20 protein-coding genes and 1 other annotated feature are annotated in these 20,667 nt (G+C 38.7%); all 20 genes read right to left on the bottom strand.

What is annotated here, in order from left to right:
• Positions 1–56: 56 nt before the first annotated feature.
• Positions 57–689: an orotate phosphoribosyltransferase gene (gene pyrE, locus AC3IS5_RS16080; protein ID WP_489425295.1), complete on the bottom strand. Its 633-nt coding sequence runs from the start codon at positions 687–689 to the stop codon at positions 57–59.
• Complete coding sequence (pyrF, locus tag AC3IS5_RS16085) at positions 689–1,399, bottom strand: orotidine-5'-phosphate decarboxylase (RefSeq protein WP_489425296.1); 711 nt, start codon at positions 1,397–1,399, stop codon at positions 689–691. Before pyrF ends, pyrE begins: the two co-directional genes overlap by 1 nt.
• Positions 1,400–2,311, bottom strand: a complete 912-nt coding sequence (locus AC3IS5_RS16090) for a dihydroorotate dehydrogenase (protein WP_489425297.1) — start codon at positions 2,309–2,311, stop codon at positions 1,400–1,402.
• Positions 2,308–3,084, bottom strand: a complete 777-nt coding sequence (locus AC3IS5_RS16095; RefSeq protein ID WP_489425298.1) for a dihydroorotate dehydrogenase electron transfer subunit — start codon at positions 3,082–3,084, stop codon at positions 2,308–2,310. The genes AC3IS5_RS16090 and AC3IS5_RS16095 overlap by 4 nt, the downstream gene beginning before the upstream one ends.
• A complete protein-coding gene (carB, locus tag AC3IS5_RS16100) occupies positions 3,081–6,278 on the bottom strand; it encodes a carbamoyl-phosphate synthase large subunit (RefSeq protein WP_489425299.1) in 3,198 nt (1,065 codons plus the stop codon). Before carB ends, AC3IS5_RS16095 begins: the two co-directional genes overlap by 4 nt.
• Positions 6,271–7,371 carry a carbamoyl phosphate synthase small subunit gene (locus tag AC3IS5_RS16105; RefSeq protein WP_489425300.1) on the bottom strand — a complete coding sequence of 367 codons (1,101 nt, stop codon included), beginning with the start codon at positions 7,369–7,371 and terminating at the stop codon, positions 6,271–6,273. The genes carB and AC3IS5_RS16105 overlap by 8 nt, the downstream gene beginning before the upstream one ends.
• Positions 7,368–8,645: a dihydroorotase gene (gene pyrC / locus AC3IS5_RS16110; RefSeq protein ID WP_489425301.1), complete on the bottom strand. Its 1,278-nt coding sequence runs from the start codon at positions 8,643–8,645 to the stop codon at positions 7,368–7,370. Before pyrC ends, AC3IS5_RS16105 begins: the two co-directional genes overlap by 4 nt.
• 1 nt (position 8,646) lies before the next feature.
• Positions 8,647–9,525, bottom strand: a complete 879-nt coding sequence (locus tag AC3IS5_RS16115; protein ID WP_489425302.1) for an aspartate carbamoyltransferase catalytic subunit — start codon at positions 9,523–9,525, stop codon at positions 8,647–8,649.
• A 160-nt stretch (positions 9,526–9,685) separates the two neighbouring features.
• Positions 9,686–10,981, bottom strand: coding sequence for a uracil-xanthine permease family protein (locus AC3IS5_RS16120; RefSeq protein ID WP_489425303.1), 1,296 nt, complete (start codon positions 10,979–10,981; stop codon positions 9,686–9,688).
• A gap of 30 nt (positions 10,982–11,011) precedes the next feature.
• Complete coding sequence (pyrR, locus tag AC3IS5_RS16125) at positions 11,012–11,551, bottom strand: bifunctional pyr operon transcriptional regulator/uracil phosphoribosyltransferase PyrR (RefSeq protein ID WP_053417522.1); 540 nt, start codon at positions 11,549–11,551, stop codon at positions 11,012–11,014.
• A gap of 209 nt (positions 11,552–11,760) precedes the next feature.
• Positions 11,761–12,675 carry an RluA family pseudouridine synthase gene (locus AC3IS5_RS16130; RefSeq protein ID WP_489425304.1) on the bottom strand — a complete coding sequence of 305 codons (915 nt, stop codon included), beginning with the start codon at positions 12,673–12,675 and terminating at the stop codon, positions 11,761–11,763.
• Positions 12,672–13,151, bottom strand: a complete 480-nt coding sequence (gene lspA / locus AC3IS5_RS16135; protein ID WP_489425305.1) for a signal peptidase II — start codon at positions 13,149–13,151, stop codon at positions 12,672–12,674. The genes AC3IS5_RS16130 and lspA overlap by 4 nt, the downstream gene beginning before the upstream one ends.
• Positions 13,152–13,395: 244 nt before the next feature.
• Entirely contained in the window at positions 13,396–16,164 is a 2,769-nt protein-coding gene (gene ileS, locus AC3IS5_RS16140) for an isoleucine--tRNA ligase (protein ID WP_489425306.1), read from the bottom strand.
• Between the two features lie 46 nt (positions 16,165–16,210).
• Positions 16,211–16,436, bottom strand: a binding site (T-box leader).
• A gap of 50 nt (positions 16,437–16,486) precedes the next feature.
• On the bottom strand, positions 16,487–16,996 hold the full coding sequence (locus AC3IS5_RS16145) for a DivIVA domain-containing protein (RefSeq protein ID WP_038183899.1): 510 nt from the start codon (positions 16,994–16,996) through the stop codon (positions 16,487–16,489).
• A 98-nt stretch (positions 16,997–17,094) separates the two neighbouring features.
• Positions 17,095–17,883, bottom strand: coding sequence for a YlmH family RNA-binding protein (locus AC3IS5_RS16150; protein ID WP_489425307.1), 789 nt, complete (start codon positions 17,881–17,883; stop codon positions 17,095–17,097).
• Between the two features lie 70 nt (positions 17,884–17,953).
• Positions 17,954–18,220, bottom strand: coding sequence for a YggT family protein (locus AC3IS5_RS16155; protein ID WP_489425308.1), 267 nt, complete (start codon positions 18,218–18,220; stop codon positions 17,954–17,956).
• Positions 18,221–18,244: 24 nt separating this feature from the next.
• A complete protein-coding gene (locus AC3IS5_RS16160; RefSeq protein ID WP_489425309.1) occupies positions 18,245–18,766 on the bottom strand; it encodes a cell division protein SepF in 522 nt (173 codons plus the stop codon).
• On the bottom strand, positions 18,766–19,455 hold the full coding sequence (locus tag AC3IS5_RS16165) for a YggS family pyridoxal phosphate-dependent enzyme (protein WP_489425310.1): 690 nt from the start codon (positions 19,453–19,455) through the stop codon (positions 18,766–18,768). The genes AC3IS5_RS16160 and AC3IS5_RS16165 overlap by 1 nt, the downstream gene beginning before the upstream one ends.
• An 83-nt stretch (positions 19,456–19,538) precedes the next feature.
• Entirely contained in the window at positions 19,539–19,772 is a 234-nt protein-coding gene (locus AC3IS5_RS16170) for a PRC-barrel domain-containing protein (protein WP_489425311.1), read from the bottom strand.
• Between the two features lie 85 nt (positions 19,773–19,857).
• The gene (gene sigG, locus AC3IS5_RS16175) at positions 19,858–20,643 is read right to left on the bottom strand and encodes an RNA polymerase sporulation sigma factor SigG (RefSeq protein WP_038183877.1); all 786 of its coding nucleotides are present in this window, start codon (positions 20,641–20,643) and stop codon (positions 19,858–19,860) included.
• Positions 20,644–20,667: the final 24 nt, after the last annotated feature.

The following is a 20,667-nucleotide window of genomic DNA, read 5'->3' on the forward strand; positions in this document are numbered from 1 at the left end:
AGCAAGTGAGAATTTCTATTCACTCGCTAGTTTAAAAAGCACTTATATTTGTATTATTATTTTAATTTCCCGGCTTTTAAATCATCATGCCATTGCAGTAAACCTGGAATGTCTGATTCATTAATAGCACCTGATTCTTTTGCTGCTTCAACTAGTGCTTCGAAGTTAGATAGGCAATAGTAAGGAACACCCACTTCTGCAAAAGCTTGTTCAGCACGTGGTAATTTATATGAATATACTGAAACGACACCAAGTACTTCAGCGCCTTCACGACGCAGTGCTTCTACTGCTGTAATGCTAGAACCACCTGTCGAAATAATATCTTCTACTACAACTACTTTTTGACCTACAGAAAGCTTTCCTTCTGTTTGGTTACCACGACCATGGTCTTTTGGTTTTGAACGTACATATACCATCGGTAAGTCTAAAATGTCGCTTACCCATGCTGCATGTGGAATTCCCGCCGTTGCTGTACCAGCTACTACATCTGTTTCTGGGAAGTTTTCTTTAATAAGCGCTGCAAGGCCGTTTGCGATTGTAGTACGTACTTTTGGAAAAGAAATTGTTAAACGTGTATCACAGTAGATTGGTGATTTAATACCTGATGCCCAAGTAAATGGATCATTCGGACTTAGTTCTACTGCTCCTACTTCTAACATACCTTGTGCTACTTCTTTTTGAATTGTCATTATTGTTGTCCTCCCCATAATTGTTGTACAGCATGGTACGCTTCAACTGGATTTTCTGCTTGTGTAATAGCACGACCTACAACGATTTGCGTCGAGCCTTCGTGGCGTGCAAAATCAGGTGTAGCAACGCGTTTTTGATCATGTGCAGCACCGCCAGCCATACGAATACCTGGTGTTACTTTTAGGAAACCTTCTCCACATACTTCCCTGATTGCTTTTGCTTCAAGTACAGAGCACACAACACCATCTAAACCAGCTGAATGTGCAAGTTTAGAATAATGCAGTACTGATTGACCCAAAGATAAATTGATTTGTTGCTCGTTTTGCATTTCCTCTTCAGTCGTTGAGGTTAACTGAGTTACTGCAATTAAAGCTGGTCGCTGTTTACCTTCCTCAGTTCCCTCTTTTAACCCCTCAAGAGCAGCCGCCATCATATTTGAACCGCCTGCAGCATGAACATTGACTAGGTCCACACCAAGTTTTGCTAAGCCCTTCATCGCTGATTTCACCGTATTTGGAATATCATGCAGTTTTAAATCTAAAAAAATGTCGTGACCTTGTGCTTTAATTTTGCGAATGATTTCTGGCCCTTCTTGTAAATAAAGCTCAAGACCCACCTTCACAAATAGTGGCTCATTGAACTGAGAAAGAAATGTCATTACTTTCTGTTCATCTGGAAAATCTAACGCGATAATAGGCTTATTATTCATTTAGCGGTGGCTCCTTCCAATTACGTCAGTTAATTTGTCATAACCTAGTTCATCTAGCTTTTGTGGTAATGCTTCTATAATATTTGGGCATACGAATGGATCCACAAAGTTTGCAGTACCTACTGCTACAGCACTTGCCCCTACAGATAGGAAGTCAATAACATCCTCTGCAGTTGCAACTCCGCCCATTCCAATGATCGGAATATTAACGTTTTGGCTTACTTCATGGACCATACGAATTGCTACCGGTTTAACAGCTGGGCCTGATAAACCTCCAGTACCGTTAGCAATAATCGGTTTGCCTGTTTTCGGATGCAAACGCATACCGATTAATGTATTAATCATCGTAATACCGTCTGCCCCGCCTGCTTCTACAGCTTTAGCGATTTCAGAAATATTGGTTACATTTGGTGATAATTTTACATAGACAGGTACATCTGATACCGCTTTTACCGCTGCCGTTAAGTCACTTGCTGATTTCGGATCTGTACCGAATTGAATCCCACCACATTTAACATTTGGACATGAAATATTCAACTCTAACGCATGTACATTTGGTGCTTTTGAAATAGCCTCTGCTACTGCTACATAATCGGCCGTTTCTGTTCCAGCCACATTTGCAATAATTGGCACATCATATTTTTCTAACCACGGAAGTTCATGTGCTAAAACATGCTCTAAACCTGGATTTTGTAAGCCAATGGCATTTAACATTCCTGCTGCTGTTTCAGCAACTCGTGGTGTTGGGTTACCAGAGCGTGTTTCCAATGTCGTAGCTTTAATCATTATTGCACCTAACTTAGATAAATCATAAAGCTGTGCATATTCTTGTCCAAAACCGAAGCAGCCTGAAGCTGGGATAATTGGGTTTTTTAATGATAAGCCTGGTAATTCGACTTGTAATCTATTCATAGCTTCACAACTCCTCTCGGGAAGACTGGACCGTCAGAACAGATCTTCAAGTATTCTTTTTCTGTTGCATCTGTTGTATTACATACGCAAGCAAAGCAAGCTCCGATGCCGCAGCCCATGCGTTCTTCAAAGGATAGGAATCCTTTTTTATCAGGATAAGTTTGCTCTAATGCCCCTAGCATCGGAGTTGGTCCGCAACTATAAAAAACATCAAATTCTGGTGCTTTATCTCTTAATAAGTCTGTGACAAATCCTTTTGTTCCTTGACTACCATCTGCAGTTACGATATAGGTGTCGTCTAACTCGGAAAATTCATTTTCGTAAAAGACGTTGTTTTCAGATTGGAATCCTAGTACGTGAATCGTACGTACTCCTTTTGCATGTAATTCTTTTGAGAGCTGATACAAAGGAGGAACGCCAATACCACCACCAACTAAAAGTGCTGTTTGCCCTGGCTCTACTTCTTCTACAGGGAAACCATGTCCTAGCGGCCCAAGTACATCCACTTCTTCACCTGGTCGTTTTGCCGATAAGATTGTCGTACCACGACCTTCTGCTCGGTAAATCATTGTGAACTGCAATAGTTCACGATCAATTGATGCGATACTAATCGGTCTTCTAAGTAAAGGTTCAAATGTATCCGTTACACGTACATGGACGAATTGACCCGGTTGTTTCATATCAAGGACAAGCTGACCTGTTAAAGTCAGCTCAAAAATATCCTCAGCAATTTGCTGTTGGCGTACAACTTGCATACGTTCTTGGTGAATCATCCTCGCACCTCCTGCTTAGGCATTTCTTCAGCTGTAAAGGTCATAGATTCGATTACTCGAAGCATTGCCTCTGCAGTATCAAGAGATGTTAAGCATGGAACCCCATTTTCTACTGATTCACGACGGATACGGAAACCGTCACGTGCGGGTTGTTTTCCTTTTGTTAGTGTATTGACGATTAATTGCGCACCACCATTTTGGATAACGTCTAGTAAAGTAGGACCATTTGATCCGATTTTATCGACAACACTTGCTTTTAGACCTGCTTCTTCAATTGCTTTTGCTGTACCTGGTGTTGCTAGAATACTATAGCCGATATTCGTAAAGCGTCTAGCTAAAGCAATTGCTTCGTCTTTATCTTTGTCCGCTACTGTCATTAAGACTGAACCGTGATCCTTAATATCCATACCAGCTGCTACTAGACCTTTATATAGTGCTTTTTCTAGTGTACTATCTTTACCCATTACTTCACCTGTTGATTTCATTTCAGGTCCTAATGTAATGTCTACTCGACGCAATTTAGCAAAGCTGAATACTGGTACTTTCACGTAAACACCTTGTTGAATCGGCGCTAAACCAGTTGGATAACCTTGTTCCACAATCGATTGACCAAGTATCGCTTTTGTTGCAATATTCGCCATCGGTAAATTCGTAATTTTACTTAAGAACGGTACTGTACGAGATGCACGTGGGTTTACTTCGATAACATATACTTCGTCATCAGAAATTACATACTGGATGTTCATTAAACCTTTGATTTCCAACCCTTTAGCTAAACGAGTTGTATAGTCTGTTAATGTATCAATATGTTTTTGAGACAGTTGTTGAGGTGGATATACTGCAATCGAGTCACCTGAGTGAACACCTGCACGTTCGATATGCTCCATAATACCTGGGATCAAGACGTTTTCACCGTCACAAATCGCATCTACTTCAATTTCTGTACCAGTTAGGTATCTATCAACTAATACTGGGTGCTCTGGGCTAGCTTCAACCGCATGCTCCATGTAATATTGTAGTTCTTCTTCGTTATAAACGATTTCCATTGCGCGTCCACCTAGTACATATGATGGTCTCACTAAAACTGGGAATCCGATTCTCTTAGCAATAACAATCGCTTCTTCTGCAGAAGTAGCCGTTTTACCCATTGGTTGTGGGATACCGATTTCGTGTAGTGCTTCCTCGAAACGGTCGCGTGATTCAGCACGGTCAATTGCATCTAGTGATGTTCCTAAAATTTTCACGCCTCTTGCTTCTAGTTTATCTGCTAGGTTAATAGCTGTTTGTCCACCAAATTGTACGACAACACCTTTTGGTTGTTCCAGATCAATGATGTGCATAACATCTTCGATTGTTAATGGCTCGAAGTAAAGCTTATCAGAGATTGAGAAGTCAGTTGAAACTGTTTCTGGGTTTGAGTTAATAATAATTGCCTCGTATCCTGCTTCTTTAATCGCCCAAACAGAATGTACTGTTGCGTAGTCAAATTCTACCCCTTGACCGATACGGATTGGACCTGATCCAAGCACGATTACAGATTCACGTTCTGATTTGATTGATTCATTTTCATCTTCGTATGTACCGTAGAAGTATGGTGTTTCTGATTCAAATTCAGCAGCACATGTATCTACCATTTTGTACACTGGTATAATGCCATTTTCTTTACGGAAATCGTAGATAGCAGACTCTGTTGTATTCCAAAGTTTCGCAACTGTTTCATCTGCAAAACCTATACGTTTTGCTTGACGCAATACGGCTTTGTCATGCGGATTATCTTTTAATACAGTTTCATAATCAACAATGTTTTTAAATTTATTTATGAAGAATAAATCGATTTGACTCCAGTCATGGATTGTTTCGATTGTCACGCCTCGACGCAATGCTTCTCCCAAGAAGAATAGACGCTCATCTCCCGCTTTGCGGATACGCTTCTCAATCCATTGATCTGACAGCTCTTCAGGATTTTTCATTTCAATATGTTTATGCCCAGTTTCAAGTGAACGAACTGCTTTTAGCATAGCTTCCTCGAAATTACGGCCGATTGCCATTACTTCACCAGTTGCTTTCATTTGAGTACCTAAGTTACGTTTTGCATTTTCGAATTTATCGAAAGGCCAGCGTGGAATTTTCGCCACAACATAGTCTAGTGCTGGTTCGAAGCAAGCGTAAGTTTTGCCCGTAACAGGGTTCATCATTTCATCTAGCGTTAAACCGACTGCGATTTTCGCTGCAAGCTTCGCAATTGGGTAACCAGTTGCTTTTGAAGCAAGTGCTGATGAACGTGATACACGTGGATTTACTTCAATAATGTAGTAGTTGAAGCTGTGTGGATCAAGGGCAAGTTGAACGTTACAACCACCTTCGATTTTAAGTGCTCGAATGATTTTAAGCGATACATTACGTAGCATATGATATTCACGGTCTGATAAAGTTTGAGATGGTGCAACTACAATTGAATCTCCTGTATGAATCCCAACTGGATCCACATTTTCCATGTTACAAACTACGATTGCATTGTCTTTAGAGTCACGCATTACTTCATATTCGATTTCTTTAAAACCTGCGATTGATTTTTCTAGTAAACATTGTGTTACCGGGCTATATTTTAGACCAGATGTCACGATTTCGTTTAAATCTTGATCGTTATAACAAATACCACCGCCAGTTCCGCCAAGCGTAAATGCTGGACGAACGATTACTGGATAACCAATTTTTTCAACGAAAGCGTGTGCTTCTTCTAAGTTGTGGATAATGTCTGATTCTGGTACAGGAACCCCTAATTCGTACATTAAGTTACGGAACAAATCACGGTCTTCTGCTTTATTGATGGCATCAAGTTTTGTACCAAGGATTTCAATGTTTAGTTCATCTAAAATACCTGATTCATGCAATTCAATAGCCATGTTTAAGCCCGTTTGGCCACCTAAAGTTGGTAGGACAGCATCTGGGCGTTCTTTACGTATAATACGTGATACAAACTCCAATGTAATTGGTTCGATGTATACTTTATCTGCGATTTGTGTATCCGTCATAATTGTTGCTGGGTTTGAGTTAATTAAAATGACGCGGTAACCCTCTTCTTTTAATGATAGACATGCTTGTGTTCCTGCATAATCGAATTCTGCAGCTTGTCCGATTACGATTGGGCCTGACCCGATTACTAAAATGGTTTTGATATCTTGACGTTTAGGCATGGTGTTGCTCCTTTCTAGTATCTACATTCATTAACTCGATGAATTCATCAAATAAGTGGTTTGAATCTTCTGGTCCTGGTGATGCTTCTGGGTGATATTGTACTGTGAATACTGGGTATTCTTTATGTTTTAATCCTTCAATTGTTCCGTCATTTAATGCAAGGTGAGTAACTTCTAAACCCGTTCCCTCTAGTGAAGCTGGATCGACTGCATAGCCATGGTTTTGAGAAGTTAGTTCAGTACGTCCAGTTTTTAGTTCTTTTACTGGATGATTAGCACCACGATGTCCAAATTTAAGTTTGAACGAATCTGCGCCACATGCTAGTGCGAAAAGTTGGTGTCCTAAGCAAATACCGAACATTGGCACTTTTCCGATTAGATTTTTTATTGTTTCAATTGCTACTGGCACATCTTTCGGATCTCCAGGTCCATTTGATAACATTATACCGTCTGGATATAAAGCTAAAATTTCGTCTGCTGGCATATTGTAAGGAACTACAACGACATCACAGTCACGTTTGTTTAACTCGCGTAAAATACCATGCTTCATACCGAAATCTAATAATACAACTTTTTTACCTCGCCCCGGGCTTGGATATGGTGTTTTCGTAGAAACTTGCTCTACTTGGTTTGTTGGGAATGTAGTTGATTTTAACTTTGCTATTACCTCTTCAACATCTACCTCTTCTCCTGCTGCTGTTAAAGTAGCTTTAATCGAACCCATTTCACGAATCAAACGAGTTAGCTTTCTTGTATCAATCCCTTCAATACCAGGGATTTTTTTCATTTTGAAGAATTCATCTAATGTTGTGTCACAACGGAAATTTGATGGTGTTTGCGCTAATTCGCGAACAACGAATCCTTTTATTGCAGGGTCAATTGTTTCAAAATCATCACGATTAATACCGTAGTTACCGATTAATGGGTATGTCATTGTCACAATTTGTCCTGCAAATGATGGGTCAGACAATGTTTCTTGATAACCCGTCATTCCTGTTGTAAATACAACTTCTCCGTCTGATGCTAAGTCACTACCGAATGCTTGTCCTTCAAATACAATACCGTTTTCTAAAATTAACTTTCTATTTGTCATTGTGCTTCCTCCCATACTATGTTACCTTCAAAGATTGTCATAACTGGCCAGCCTTTTGCTGACCATCCATTGAATGGTGTGTTTCTACCTTTTGATACGAAACCTTCAGCATCAATTGTTTGTTCTTTATTTAGATCAAGTAAGATCAAATCTGCCGATGCCCCAACTTCTATCTTGCCATACGGTAAGTTGAATAACTCAGCTGGTTTTGCGGCCATCCAATCTATTAATTGTTTTAATGTCCATTTACCTGTTTCAACAAATTTTGTATACAGCAGTGGGAATGCTGTTTCAAAACCGACAATGCCGAATGGTGCGCCTACCATACCACAGCATTTTTCTTCAACTGTGTGTGGTGCGTGGTCTGTTGCGATACAGTCAATCGTGCCATCAAGTAATGCTTCGTGTAATGCTTGTAAGTCATCATTCGCACGTAATGGTGGATTCATTTTCCAGTTCGCATCATCTGATGGAATGTCCATTTCTTCTAATAGAAGATGGTGAGGACAAACCTCTGCAGTTACGTTAATGCCTGCAGCTTTTGCATCGCGCACTACGCGTACTGATTCTTTTGTTGATACGTGACATACATGGTAATGTGCACCTGCTGCTTCAGCTAGTAAAACGTCACGAGCAATTTGCACTGATTCGCAAACAGATGGTATTCCCGGCAACCCTAGCTCTTGATTGCGAGTACCTTCGTGCATCACGCCATCGTAGATCAATGAATTATCTTCGCAGTGAGCAACTACTGCCATGCCAATTTTCGCTGCATCTTTCATTTGCTCAAACATCGTTGCTGCTTCTTGTACACCAACACCATCATCAGAAAATGCAACTGCTCCATGTGCTTTTAAGTCTGTTAAGTTTGTGCGTTTGTCGCCAGATTGCGCGACTGTTAAAGACCCATAAGGTAAAACGCGAATGACTGCACTATCTTCAATTAAACTATTTATGTAATCGAGATTTTCAATTGAATCTGGTACTGGCTTTGTGTTAGGCATTGCACAAATTGTTGTGAAGCCACCTTTTGCTGCAGAAGCTGTGCCCGTTGCAATCGTTTCTTTATGTTCAAAACCTGGCTCACGAAGATGAGTATGTACATCTACAAATCCTGGGGCTACGACAAGACCTTTACCTTCGATTACTTCAACAGCCTCAGCTGAGATTAAAGCACCGATTTCTTTAATATTTCCACCCTCTATTAGGATGTCTGTCGATTGAAATTCGCCTTGTTCATTTAACATTTGAACATTTTTTAGTAATTTTGTCATATTAGCCTCGCCCCTTTAAAATATGTTCTAATATTGCCATGCGGATGAATAATCCGTTTCGCATTTGAGAGAAGATTCTTGAACGCTCACATTCTACTAATGATGAATCAATTTCTACACCACGGTTAATCGGTGCCGGGTGCATAATAATTGCTCCATCCTTCATCATTTTTTCACGTTCTTCAGTTAAGCCATATCTTTCTCTGTATGACTCAACTGTGAATCCATCATATGCTGCTTCACGTTCATGTTGTACCCGAAGCAGCATTATGACATCACTCTTTTCGATTAGTTGATCCCAATCTTGATGCGCCTCATACTCACCTTGCCACTCTGGAGGACAAACAAAGTTGACGTTTGCTCCTAAAGTAGTAAGTGCTGTTGCATCTGATTTTGCAACACGACTATGAGAAACATCACCTGCAATTGTAACATTGACACCTTCAAATTTCCTGAACTCTTTGAAGATTGTGTATAAATCAAGCAAAGATTGAGAAGGATGCTGTCCGGCACCATCACCTGCATTGATAATTGATACGTCCAAACCTTCTAAAAGCTCTTCGTAGTAGGCATCTTGTTTATGACGAATTACGACTGCATCGATACCGCTTTGTTGAATCGTTTTTACCGTGTCGTACAATGTTTCACCCTTTAGCACGCTAGAGAATCCTGCATCAAAGGGAATTACTGTAGCTCCTATTTTTCTTTCTGCTGATTCAAATGATGTTTTTGTTCTTGTGCTTGGCTCAAAAAATAGGTTCGCGATAAAGTATTCTTTCTCTAGTTGTGGTTTCGCACCTGCTTCAAATTCAGCAGCGCGGTTTAAAATCAGCATAATTCCTTCTTTTGATACTTCATCCATTGACAGTAAGTTTCTCATCATGAGCCTCCTAGTTTATAAATAAAGCCTCCCTAGATTAGTAGGGAGGCTGAGGAAGGATATGACAGGATAAGCATAGCGCTTTCGCACATGCTTTCGAATCTATACAACCCTTCTTTGCCTCTCTGGGCAATCTGTTAAAAGGTACAGTATTTAAATGTTATTCATCCAAATCAGCGACTTCTTTATCGCGACCTGGTAGTACTAAGTTTAAAATGACACCGACGATGGCTGCTAAGGCCATACCTTCAATTGCAAACGTGTCAGAAACTTGCGGTATTTTCAATGTTGCGCCACCGATACCAAAGATCAAGATAACTGATGCAATGACTAAGTTACGTTTATCATCGAAGTCTACTTTATTTTCAACTAGCATTCGTAGACCACTAGATGCGATGATTCCGAATAATAGAATTGATACACCGCCCAACACTGAAGTTGGAATTGTTTCGATAACTGCCATCGCTTTTGAAAAGAAAGCCATCACTATTGCTAATATTGCTGCGCCACCGATGACGTATACACTATAAACTCTTGTCAACACTAGGACACCGATATTTTCACCATAAGTTGTTTTCGGTGGTCCACCGATGAATGCACTCATTAGCGTTCCTAAACCATCACCTAATAGTGAACGATGTAAACCTGGTTCTTTAATATAATTGCGATTTACAACTTTACCCAACACTAATTGGTGGCCAATATGTTCTGAAATCGTGACAATCACGATTGGTACCATCGCTAGAAGCAATGTGCTTGTCACTTTGAATTCATAATCTATTCCTGGGATTAAGAAGTCAGGAAGTGCAAACCATTTTGCTTGTCCAATTGCAGTATAGTCAACAATACCGATTGCTGCTGAGTATATATAACCTACAACTAAACCGATTAGAATTGGCATTGTACTAATGATATTTTTGAAGAAGATTGTACAAATAATGGCTGCTGCTAACGTAACTAGAGCTGCAGAGAAGTCTGGGAAACTATATATCTTCCCACCATCGCCATCTGGAATATTCATCGCCATATCAACTGCAACTGTTGCAAGACCAAGACCGATAACCATAATAACCGGAGCTACAACGATTGGCGGCAATAACTTCATAATCCATTTATAACCCGTTTTCCAAATGAGTAGTGAGACTATGCCGTAAGTTAAACCGACGAACATCGATCCGATCATTGCACTTCCAACACCACCATTGTTTGATACAAAGATGATTGGTGTGATAAAAGCGAATGAAGATCCTAAGTAAGCTGGGACTTGAAATCTCGTTACTAATAAGAATATCAGCGTTGCGATACCACTTGTTAAAAGGGCCATCGCTGGGCTCAAACCAGTAAGCTTAGGAACTAATATTGTTGAGCCGAACATCGCAAACATATGTTGAGCACTTAGTGTAACAAGTTGAAGTGCTTTTGGTTTTTCATCTATATCTAAAACTGCGTTTGCCATATCCTGTTATCCTCACATTCTTTACCTTGCTTATTCGTGAATTGTGACGCAATCCGTAGCATCAACTTCTACCATGTTAACTACGATTCTTTCATTTCCTGATGTCGGAATGTTCTTCCCTACATAATCAGCACGAATAGGTAGTTCTCTATGACCACGATCGACTAATACGGCTAGTTGGATTTGTGAAGGTCTTCCTAAGTCCATGACCGCATCCATAGCTGACCTTACTGTTCGACCTGTATATAGCACATCATCTACAAGAATGATTTTTTGCTCTGATACGTTGTCCGTAATATCAACTTGCTGTACTAGTGGCTCTTCGTTGTCTGTTTTTGTTGACAAATCATCACGATATAGCGTGATATCAAGTTCTCCGGTACGTATTTCTTTACCTTCAATTCTATTGATCTTTTGAGCTAGCCTTCTTGCTAAATAAGCGCCTCTCGTTTTGATACCTACTAAAATGCACTCATCAATTCCTTCATTGCGTTCAATGATTTCATGAGCGATTCGAGTTAAAGCACGATTCATAGCTGGTTCATCAAGTAATACTGCCTTCTGTGTCATTATTTTTCCTCCTCTCGTTATGAGCATAAAAAAACCTCTTGAGCAATGAGCCCAAGAGGATATAGGTGTACTTAAGATATGTCGAAAATACTTGCATCACAAGGATTTTCCACATTTCACGCATACCTTCTCAGCCTCTCTGGACTGTCTTTAAAGGTGAATATTTAATTTTTCACTACGATAAGTATATTACTCTAGGACTTAAAATGTCAATAGTTACTTTTCAATTCTTTTAATAACTCTTCATAATCAGCTGGTAATGGCGCCTCAAATTCTATATATTCACCAGTTGAAGGATGAATAAAGCCTAATACACCAGCGTGTAGAACTTGTCCACCAAAGTCGAGTGTTTTTCTCGGCCCGTATTTTGGATCACCCGCTAATGGATAACCAATATAGTTCATATGGACACGAATTTGATGTGTACGTCCTGTTTCTAGTCTACAATGGACAAGAGTGTAATCCACTCCTAAACGGTCGATAACAGCAAAATGCGTAATCGCATGCTTCCCATTATCAACAACGCCCATTTTTTGACGATCGCGTGAATCCCGACCTATCGGAGCATCAATTGTTCCTTTATCGTGTGGAATATGACCATGAACAAGCGCCGTATAACGACGAGTTACTGTCTTATCTACAAGTTGCTGTACTAATGATTCATGTGCTTTATCGTTTTTGGCAACCATTAATAAACCTGAAGTATCTTTATCAATACGATGCACGATTCCTGGACGCGCTACACCATTAATACCTGATAAATCTTTGCAATGATACATTAGACCATTTACAAGAGTACCAGTTGCATGACCTGGCGCTGGATGTACGACCATGCCTTTTGGCTTGTTAACTACAATTACGTCGCTATCTTCATAGACGATCTCTAAATTTAAATCTTCTGCTACTATTTCAAGTGGTTCTGTTTCTGGAGGAGTTACTGAAATAACGTCCCCTTCTTTTACTTTATATTTTGTTTTAACTGGCTCATCATTTACCATAACGATTCCATCTTTTAACCAAGCTTGAATTTGAGAACGTGACCAGTCTTGTTGCATTGCTGCAAATGCTTTATCAATACGCTCACCATTCAATTCTTGCATTACTGTATAACTTACTGCTGTCATTGCTTCACCTTTTTCTGATTGAGTTTCTCTTCAAAGAGCATATAAATAATTAACATCACAACGCCAATTGTTAACGCTGCATCTGCAATATTAAAAATCGGGAAATCATAATTAATAACTGGGATTAGTACATTTACAAAATCCACTACTTCACCGCGAAACACACGATCAATAAAATTACCAATCGCTCCACCTAATATGAACATTAAGCTCGCTTGAAATAATGGCTTTCCTTTTGCTTCTTTATGAAAATAATAAAGAATACCGATTATTACAGCTACCGTAACAATTGCAAATAACCAAAATTGTCCCTGTAACATTCCCCATGCTGCTCCGCGATTACGATGCGAAAGAAGTCCAAAATAAGGATCCCATAGCATAATACTTTCACCAAGTTGCATGTTTTTAACGATACTCCATTTTGTTAGTTGATCGATAATTACTACAAAAGCTGCTAGCCCATAATATTTATACACCGCAATATCCTCCGTTTACTCTATATCTTAACCATTTTAACATAATAGTGCTATGAATGAAAAAAACTACTCATAATATACTTCATTTTGCAACAAAAAAGCCCCTTTCAATGAATAATCATTGAAAAAGGCCGCCACTTAAACAGATAAATATAATATTATGTTGTTTCAGATTTCTTTGAATTACTCTTTCCATTCTAAAAAATGAGCAGTCCGATTAAATTATCGGCTGCTCATTTTTTTATTATGCTTCAGTATAGTATTTTTCTACAACATCCGCACAGTTTGCACATAATGTTGGGTGTGATTCACTTTGACCAACTGTTTCAGAAATTGACCAGCAACGTTCACATTTTTCACCTGTAGCTTTTTCTACAAGAACAGCTACGTTATCAACTACAACTGCTTCTGCGGGAGCTTGTGCAGTTTCGCCGCCTACAACGAATTCTGAAACGATATTCAATTGAGCAAAATTAATAGCTTGGTCTGATAGTAAAGCCGTAGTTGCTTCATCTGCAAAGACAGTTACTTTTGCTTCTAATGATTTACCGATTACTTTCGCGTTACGCGCTTCTTCTAAAGCTTTTAAAATTGCATTACGAACAGTGATAATTTGAGCCCATTTCGTGCGTAATGCTTCAAAATCTTCTTGTTCAACAGCTTCTGGCATATCAGTTAATTGAACACTTACTGCCTCTGTGTTATCTAAATACGACCACATTTCATCTGTTGTGTGTGGGATGATTGGAGTTAATAATTTTAATAATGCTTGTAATGTATCATACATAACCGATTGCATTGCACGACGGTCTGCATTATCTTGACCTTCGATATATACAACGTCTTTTGCAATATCTAAGTAGAATGAGCTTAACTCAGTTGCTACGAAGTTGTTGATTGTGTGATATACGCTTGCAAATTCATAGTTATCATAATGCGTGCGTACAGCTTTAATCACATCTTGTAATTTCATGTACATATAGCGATCTACTTCACGAAGATCTGCATATGCTACACGATCTGTTTCAGGATTGAAGTCACTCACATTACCATGTAGGAATCGAAGCGTATTACGAATTTTACGGTATACTTCAGAAACTTGCTTCATGATGTCCATAGAAATACGAACGTCAGCTGTGTAGTCTACTGATGCTACCCATAAACGTAGAATATCGCCACCGTATTGGTTCATTACTTTGATAGGAGCGATAATATTCCCGATAGATTTACTCATTTTGCGACCTTCGCCATCTAATACGAAACCGTGAGAAAGTAAACCTTTATACGGCGCATGTCCGTTTATAGCAACACTTGTAATAAGTGAAGAGTTAAACCATCCACGGTATTGGTCAGAGCCTTCTAAATAAAGGTCTGCAGGGTAACGTAATTCTGGGCGTTCTTGTAATACACCTTGGTGTGTCGAACCTGAGTCAAACCAAACGTCCATAATGTCGGTTTCTTTAGTGAATTCGCCATTTGGGCTACCTGGATGAGTGAAACCTGCTGGTAATAAATCTTTCGCTTCACGTTCGAACCAAATGTTAGAACCGTGTTCTTTGAATAGATTTGCAACATGCTCAATTGTCTCTTCAGTGATGATTGGTTCATCATTCTCAGCATAAAATACTGGAATTGGAACACCCCAAGCACGTTGACGAGAAATACACCAATCCCCGCGGTCACGAATCATATTGAATAGACGTGTTTCACCCCATGAAGGTGTAAAGTTTGTATCACGTATTGCTTGTAACAATTCGGGACGGAATGCTTCAATTGATGCAAACCACTGTGCAGTTGCACGATAAATAACTGGTTTTTTTGTACGCCAGTCATGTGGATATGAGTGCGAGAAGAATGAAAGTTTTAGTAATGCTCCTTTTTCTTCTAATGCTTTTGTAATTTCTTTATTGGCATCATTATAGAACAATCCTTCAAAGCCAGGAGCCTCTTCAGTTAATACACCACGGTTATTAACTGGGCTTAAAATACCAATATCGTATTTTTTACCTATGTTAAAGTCGTCTTCACCATGTCCAGGAGCTGTATGAACACAACCAGTACCGGCGTCAAGTGTTACGTGATCACCGCACATAATAAATGAATCACGGCCGTATATAGGGTGAGCTGCTACAACGTATTCTAAATCTTGTCCAGCGATTTCACGGTCAATTTCGTAGTTTTCCCATTCTAACGTTTCTGCTACTTTTTCAAGTAAACCTTTAGCGATGATAAATTTCTTATCAGCTACTTTTACTACAGCATATGTGAATTCTGGATTCACGGAAATACCTAAGTTAGCAGGAATTGTCCACGGTGTTGTCGTCCAGATGATAAAGCTTTCGTCAGTATTAACTACACCTTTACCGTCTTTTACACCAAATGCAACATAGATAGATGGCGATTTGATATCTTGGTATTCGATTTCTGCTTCAGCTAATGCTGATTCACTTGAAGGAGACCAGTAAACTGGTTTTAAGCCTTTATAGATATAACCTTTTTTTGCCATTTCACCGAAGACTTTAATTTGACGCGCTTCGAATTTAGGTTGTAATGTGATATAGGGATTATCCCAATCACCACGTACACCGATACGTTTGAATTGAGTTCGTTGACGATCAACTTGCTCGTAAGCATACTCTTCACAAAGTTTACGGAATTCCGCAGTAGTCATTTCTTTGCGTTTTACACCTTTGTTAGCTAATGCTTGCTCGATTGGTAGACCATGCGTATCCCAACCTGGTACATAAGGAACGAAGTAACCAGTCATTGAACGATGACGATTAACCATATCTTTTAATACTTTGTTTAATGCATGACCCATATGAAGGTCACCATTTGCGTACGGAGGACCATCATGTAAGATGAATGCTGGGCGATCTTTTGTACGTTCTAGCACCAACGCATTGATGTCCATCTCTTCCCATTTTTCTTGAATTTTCGGTTCATTAGCCGGCAAATTTCCTCGCATCGGGAAATCTGTTTTCGGCATTAATAACGTATCTTTATATTCCATATAAATCCTCCTCTTTTTTATGCAAATAAAAAACTCCTCATCCCAAAAAAGGGACGAGGAGGAATTATCTCGCGGTACCACCCTAATTGCGTATATAAAATAATACGCCTCTTAGACACCGTAACGTGGTGTGAGCCGAGATTACTTACTGTTTTTGTTCAGTAATCTAGTTCCAGAGTGATTTTCTTCCTTGAGTGTTTAGTCCGAGCTTACACCGTCCTCAGATCGCTTTTACATCACTCAAAAAATACTGTCTCCATCATAACTTTTTCTTTGATATGTTGACATTATAGAAAACAGAAAGCATTCAGTCAAGTATCGTTTACTCTACCGGTGTATCCAAGCGCTCTAATTCTGTTGAATCAATTTCATATTCCAATAAATGATCCCAATCATCTGATTCAATCAAATCTAATTGTGCTTCAACAATCATTTTGAAACGATTACGGAATACTTTAGATTGTTTTTTCAACTCTTCAATTTCTAGTGCAATACGACGTGCTTTTGATAGAGCTTCATTAACAATACGATCTGCATTTTTCTCAGCTTCTTTAACGATTAATTTTGCTTCTTTCGTAGAATTACGTCTCACTTCTTCAGCAGCTTCTTGTGCTATGACAATGGATTTTTGAAGAGTTGATTCAATTGAATTATAGTGACCAATTTGCTCATTTGAAGTTAGTAATTTGCTTTCTAACTCTTTTTTCTCTTTTAAAACAACTTCATAGTCTTTTATGATTTGCATTAAAAACTCATTGACTTCATCTTCATTGTAACCTCTAAAACCACGGGTAAACTCTTTATTATGTATATCAACAGGCGATAACGGCATTTTCTACACTCTCCCTTATAGCATAATATATATTGTAAACTATTATACAGGTCATTAATGGTAAGTACATCGAAAAAACAACAAATTTAATGAAATTGTTATGATTTTCTTTCCATACGACCAATATTAATGCGGATTTTATCTTTTTTTGTTCTTCCTTCAATAGCTCTTATCATAAATCTTCCAAATCCTCGAATCGATAATAAATCGAGTTCATGCAATTCAAAAGATATATTTTCTCTGATAGTAAAGTTAACCTTCACTTTTCCACTATTAATAAGCGCTGCTGATTTCTGACGAGATATATTAAATACAGAAGCAATAACCGTATCTAAACGTATCGAACTCACTGTCATCATTTCATCCGTCCAGACTTCTTCATTCGGTAGTAACATTTCAGTTGAATCTAGCGCTTCTACATATACTTTTACCTTACCAATTGAAGTGAGATTAGCTCTTACATAATCTTCTACTTCAGAAGCAATAGCGAATTGGGCTGTAGAGTTGTCTAATCTGATATCCCCAAATTTCTCTCGTCCTAAACCAAGTGACAATAACGCCCCTAGAACATCTGGATGCTCAAGTTGAACAAACTTAGAAGGATAGCGCAAATGAAATACCGTGATTTGATAGTCCTCTTCGACTGGTTCAAAATAGGAAGGGTATATAAGAATCCTTCTGCGCTCAGCTTCATCAAATGCACCATAATACGCCATTACAATATCGCCCTGATGTCCAATGATTGACTGGACAATAAATCGTTGACGTGGATCTAGGAAATCCGTTAACTTTGGCGCATAGCGATCTTCTACTTCCATACGCCAGCCACTAACTTGATCAATAAATTCACGCTCTTCTGGTCGGAAATGCTGGAATATCTCTTCCATAGTCCCCCTCCTTTCTTAATAAAAAAACCCCACATTCATATTGTGGGGAATAGTAACATTGACTAAAATACTAGAGTAAAAATCCATTAAATAAACTTATTACTCCTTGATTTGCCAAATTCAATACAAATAATGCGACGATTGGTGAAATATCAATCATACCTAATGGTGGAATAAAACGTCTAAATAACTCTAAATACGGGTCACAAATTTTACCTAAAATTTGTCCAAATTTAGACTCATACGCTGCTGGAACCCACGACATCAAAATATAAATGATTAGCGCAATTGAATAATAGAAAAACAATTTTGAAATGATAGTACCTACTATATACATAAATTAATAAACTCCTCAGTTTGATCAGTCTTCATAATAATATTCAGAAATATTACCGTCAACTTCTACATTATCTGGTGTGCATAAGAATATGTCCGTCCCAATACGTTTTATATCTCCACCCAGTGCACATATTGTACCACTCAAGAAGTCAATAATACGAATACCTTGCTCTTTATCAATACGCTGTAGATTTACAACGACTGCACGCTTACTTTTTAAATGTTCAGCAATATCTTGAGCTTCTGCATAGACACGAGGTTCAGCTAAGACAACCTTAGAAGATTTTTGTGTAATACTTACTAAATTAGGCGTATTTGTATGTTCAGTTGTCACATTCCGTCGCTCCTTGTTGCTTACTTTTTTAACTGCAGGTTGACTTACTGCAGCTTGATGAACAGGTTGTGACATGACTCTTTGTTGGCGTTGCTGTTGCTGTTGCTGTTGCTGTTGTAATTGTTGCGGTTGCGGTTGCGATTGCTCATAATAGTCTTCATCATCTTCTTCTAGTAAAAAAAAGTTCTTAATTTTATCCTTCATGCTCATTAAGAATCCCTTCTTTCGTTGCCAACTAGAGCCGTACCAATTCGAACATACGTTGCACCCTCTTCGACAGCGATTTCATAGTCATTTGACATTCCCATCGATAAATCGTGACATGGTGCATGAGCATATCCGTTATTTTCGACTTCCAATTGTAGCTTTTTAAGTTTTTTAAAAACGTTGCGAACTACTTCTAAATCTTCTGTATTTGGGGCCATTGTCATTAAACCCACTACTCGAATACGAGAATATTGCGATAGTTGCTCTATAAACGGTATGACTTCTTCTGGTTGTAGACCATGCTTTGATTCTTCACCTGAGACATTTACTTGTACAAAACAATTCACACTACATGTTGCTCGTTTTTCAATTTCTTCTGCTAAACTAATACGATCTAAGGAGTGTAAATAATCAATTTTATCAATGACTTGTTTTACTTTACGTGTTTGCATCGAGCCGATATAATGCCATACAGCACGTTCTGTAATTGTTTTTCTTTTTTCTAACAAGCCTTCTGGACGATTTTCGCCCAATTGATTTAATCCTGCATCAAGCGCTTCAATAGCTCGTTCAGTAGACACTTGCTTCGTAACTGCGATAATTGATACATCTGCTACTTGTCTACCTACCCTGTTTGCTGCTTTTTCAATCTTTAGCTGAATTTCTTCTAAGTTATTTATAATTAACGTCATTTTATTCCCATCTTTTCAAAGATACTTGTTACCTTATTGTACCAAGCTACGCATGAATTATCAATGAATAGTCATACATTTCACTATCGTGCTTTCACTAAGATGACATCCTTTCCTACTACAAGAATATCTTCTATACGAATTTTCATTGCATCCTTATCACTTTGTGAAAATTGAAAGAATCTCTTCGGTTCGGATACGACGAATGCCTCAATCATGCCCGTTTCTTCCGACAATACTGCGTCTAGGACAAACCCTAAAAAACGTCCATTGCCTGCTTCAATAATTTCTTTTCGTTGGATATCAGAAAATCTCATCTACATCCCTCCTAACTTAGTCTATGAAGGGAAATAGCAAAAAACGCATCAACTTTTATAGTTTGATACGTCTTTGCCATAGTTATTAATTATCGTATTGTGATATTTGCTTTTGAATTGTTTTAATTGCACTTTTTTCCAGCCTAGAAATTTGAGCTTGCGAAATTCCTAATTCGTTTGCTATTTCAGTCTGGGTTTCACCATAGTAAAAACGTTTTGCTAAGATTTTTTGTTGCCGTTCATCTAGCTTCATAACATTTTCTTTCATGGTTACATAAGTCAACCATCGTTCTTCAGAAACTGCATTATCTTTTAGTTGATCCATCATATAAACTGGATCACCACCATCCGAATAAATCGGCTCATGCAATGACATTGGTTCTTGAATTGCATCTAAAGCAAATAATATATCCTCTTGTGGCAAGCCTGTCATACGCGCTAAATCTGATAGCGTTGGTTCACGTAATTGCTCATTGATAAATTGCTCTTTAGCCTGCATTGCCTTATAGGCAATATCACGCAATGAGCGAGCAACGCGCAGTGGGTGATGGTCCCGCAGATGCCTGCGAATCTCCCCAATAATCATAGGTACTGCATAGGTTGAAAATCTCACATTATGAGACAAATCAAAATGATCAATTGATTTCAATAAACCAATACAGCCGACTTGAAACAGGTCATCAGCCTGTTCACCACGGTATGCAAAACGCCCCACAATACTGAGCACTAAACGTAGATTGCCCATAACGAGCTGGTCTCTTACTTCCTCTTGGCCACTTTGCAATTGGATAAATAACTGACGCATTTCCTCATGCTTTAATACAGGTAACTTTGCAGTATCTACACCGCATAAATCCACTTTTGTTCGCATAGTCATTTCCTCCGGACGCTTCTT

This window comes from Viridibacillus sp. KH_047, assembly GCF_057838945.1.